The organism is Streptomyces muensis, assembly GCF_021474425.1.
Classification (GTDB): domain Bacteria; phylum Actinomycetota; class Actinomycetes; order Streptomycetales; family Streptomycetaceae; genus Streptomyces; species Streptomyces muensis.
Genome location: NZ_JAKEIP010000494.1, coordinates 1 through 2897, shown reverse-complemented (window position 1 = coordinate 2897; position 2897 = coordinate 1). Strand labels below are relative to the sequence as shown.

At 71.9% G+C, this 2897-nt stretch carries 3 protein-coding genes; 1 reads left to right on the top strand and 2 read right to left on the bottom strand.

Annotated features, from left to right (window positions below):
- Both L0P92_RS43590 and L0P92_RS43585 read right to left on the bottom strand, forming a co-directional pair.
- Nucleotides 1-877 (bottom strand): serine/threonine-protein kinase (locus L0P92_RS43590; RefSeq protein ID WP_234768673.1); only part of this gene is annotated, 877 nt, incomplete at its 3' end.
- Between the two features lie 38 nt (nucleotides 878-915).
- Nucleotides 916-2598 carry a serine/threonine-protein kinase gene (locus L0P92_RS43585; RefSeq protein WP_234768672.1) on the bottom strand — a complete coding sequence of 561 codons (1683 nt, stop codon included), beginning with the start codon at nucleotides 2596-2598 and terminating at the stop codon, nucleotides 916-918.
- 102 nt (nucleotides 2599-2700) lie between these two features.
- On the opposite strand from L0P92_RS43585, the gene L0P92_RS43580 reads away from it, so the two are divergent.
- A partial coding sequence (locus L0P92_RS43580; RefSeq protein ID WP_234768671.1) for a hypothetical protein occupies nucleotides 2701-2897 on the top strand: 197 nt, incomplete at its 3' end.

Below are 2897 nucleotides of genomic sequence, written 5' to 3'. Positions count from 1 at the left end.
TGCCGGTTCCCGCCGAACCCCCGGCGGGAACCGGCACCGGCCCCCCCTCAGCCACCGCCTCCAGCACCGCCGCGACCTGGTCAGCGCCGGGCCGCCGCTCGGGGTCCTTCACCAGCAGCCGCACGAGCAGCGACCCCAGCGGTCCCGCCTGCTTCGGCTCGGGCGGGTCGGCGGCGAGGATCGCGGCGAGCGTGGACTCCAGGGTCGTACGGCGGAAGGGGGACCAGCCCTCGACGGCGGCGTACAGGAGAACGCCCAGTGACCACAGGTCGGAGGCGGGGCCGGCACCGCGACCGGACATCCGTTCGGGGGCGATGAACTCCAGGGAGCCGACGAACTCGCCGCTGACGGTGAGGGACTCCTCGCCCTGGATGTGGGCGATGCCGAAGTCGGTGAGGACGACGCGGTCGTGCGCGCCCAGCAGCACATTGGCCGGCTTGACGTCGCGGTGGACGATGCCGACGGCGTGCGCGGCGCGCAGGGCGCCGAGGACGGCGAGGCCGATCCGGGCGGCCTCGGTCGCCCGCACCGGCCCACGCCGGAGGACCTCGTGCAGGGACTCGCCGCGCACCAGCTCCATGACGATCCAGGGCAGCGTGTCCTCGACGACCACGTCATGGATGGCGACGGCGGCCGGATGCTCGACGCGGGCGGCCGCGCGGGCCTCGCGGTAGAGCCGGTGGGCGGCGCGCTGACGGGCCGCGTCCTCCGGGTCGCCGGGCAACCTCGGCTGTTTTACGGCGACTTCGCGGTCCACCAGTTCATCGAACGCCCGCCAGACGGTGCCCATGCCGCCGGAGCCGATGCGCTCGATCAGACGGTAACGCCCGCCGATCACACGCCCGTTGGGTCCGGTGCGGCCACCGTCATCGCTCATGTCCCATGACTACCTTGAGGGACCGGCCGTTGGCCAGTTCAGAGTTTGTCGAGGTCCAGGTTCGCGATGGTTGTCCGCGCCACCTCGCGACCGCGTTCCGTGAAGTCGCCCTTGCCGGGGTAGCTGACGGTGAGTTTGTACATGTCGCCGGCGGAGGTCTTGTAGTAGAAGATCCTCAGCTCCTTCGGGCGCGGGTTCTCCGTGTCGGTGGTGTCGTAGACGATGGTGTTCTCGGCGGACTTACGGCCCTGGTACGTGGTCTCCTTGGGCGCCGTCTTCGGGTTCGCGGGCATGCTGACGTCGTAGTCGCCGCTGTCCTTGAAGTCGCCGTCGTCGTCGTACATCTCGGCCGCGGCGGAGCCGGCGATGTTGCCGCTGGGGTCCTCCGCCTTCTTGTCGAGCCTGAGCTCCATCCAGATGACGCCGCTCGGGTCGGTGTACGTCACCCAATGGCCGTCGTCCGTCTCCTCGGGCACGCCCCGCTTGTAGCCGTCGGGCACCGCGAGGGAAGCGCCGAGGGCCTTCTCCTCACGGACCTTCCAGCCGTCCGGCAACGGCCCCGCGAACGGATCGGCGACCACCAGATACGCGGCCACCGCCCCTGCGACCACGGCCGCACCGATGCCCAGCAGCGCCTTGGGCCCCAGCCGGATGCCGCTCTTGATGCTCCCGGGCATCCGTACGACCTGGGTCGCGGCCTGCACCGGCGGGTTGGCTGTCTGTTCCAGCAGCGCACGCGTCCGCGCGGCGTCGGGGCGGCGCGCCGGGTCCTTCTGGAGCAGGCCGTTGATGGCCTCGGCGAGCGGGCCCTGGGCCGCGGCGGGCGGTGCGGGCGCGGCGTTGAGGACCGACTGGAGGGTGGCGGGGGTGTTGCTGCGGCGGAACGGCGAGACGCCCTCCGTCGCCGCGTACAGGACGACGCCGAGGGACCACAGGTCGCTCGCGGGCCCCGGCCGCTGGCCCAGCACCCGCTCCGGCGCGATGTACTCGGGCGAGCCGACGAAGCCGCCGGTGTCGGTCAGATTGGTCTCGCCCTCGATCTGAGCGATGCCGAAGTCGGTGAGGACGACGCGGTCGTGGCGGCCGAGCATGACGTTGTCCGGCTTGACGTCGCGGTGCAGGATGCCCGCCGCGTGCGCGGCCTCCAGCGCGCCGAGCACTTCGAGGCCGATTCTCGCCGCGTCCCGGGCGCCGAGAGTGCCCTCCTGGAGCGCGTCGCCCAGCGAACGGCCCTGCACCAGCTCCATCACGATCCACGGCTGGCCGTCCACGACAGCGACGTCATGGACGTTCACGACCGCGGGATGGTCGAGCCGGGCCGCGGCGCGCGCCTCGCGACGCATGCGCTCGAAGGCGTTGGCGCGTTCGCGTTCGGGAAGGTGATCCGGTACGCGGGGCTCCTTGACGGCGACCTCGCGGTCCACCGTCTCGTCCTTGGCCCGCCAGACGGTACCCATGCCGCCGTGCCCGAGCTTGCCGAGCAGCCGGTAACGGCCGGCTATCAGGCGACCGGTGCCGGGGTCCGGCGCCGACGTGGTGGGCGCGGCGGACGAGGTGGGCGCGGCGGGCGTCGCGGACGGAGTGGGCGCGATCGGCGCGGTGGGCGTCGCGTAAGGGTTGTCCGGGTGGGGGACGGCCGGGGGCAGGTTCGGCTGCGGCGGTTGCAGTTCGAAACTCGTCGGCTCGTCGGACCGGTAAGGGGCTCCCCCGTTGCTGCTCATGCGTCCATCCATATCGCGGCAAGCGGTTCGACATCCAGCGCGAATGCTTTCCGGTCACAGAGCCGTGACGCCGATCGCCGCTTATCTCCCGTTTATTCGGAGTTGGAGGGCACGGGACTGGAGAAGCTGGACGAGGGGGACACCCCGGGTGGCGTGCTGGGCGTGCTCGGCGCACTCGGCGTGCTGGGCGTGCTCGGCGTGCTGGAAGGACTCTCGGTGCCGGGCCTCGTCGAGGGACTCGTCGGCACCGAACTGGTCGGCACCACACCCCCGTCCCCCGAGTGCGCGACCATCCCGGA

Bases quoted from the DNA above. Each gene is read 5' to 3' on its own strand.
- L0P92_RS43585 (WP_234768672.1), bottom strand. From the start codon at position 2,598: ATGAGCAGCAACGGGGGAGCCCCTTACCGGTCCGACGAGCCGACGAGT.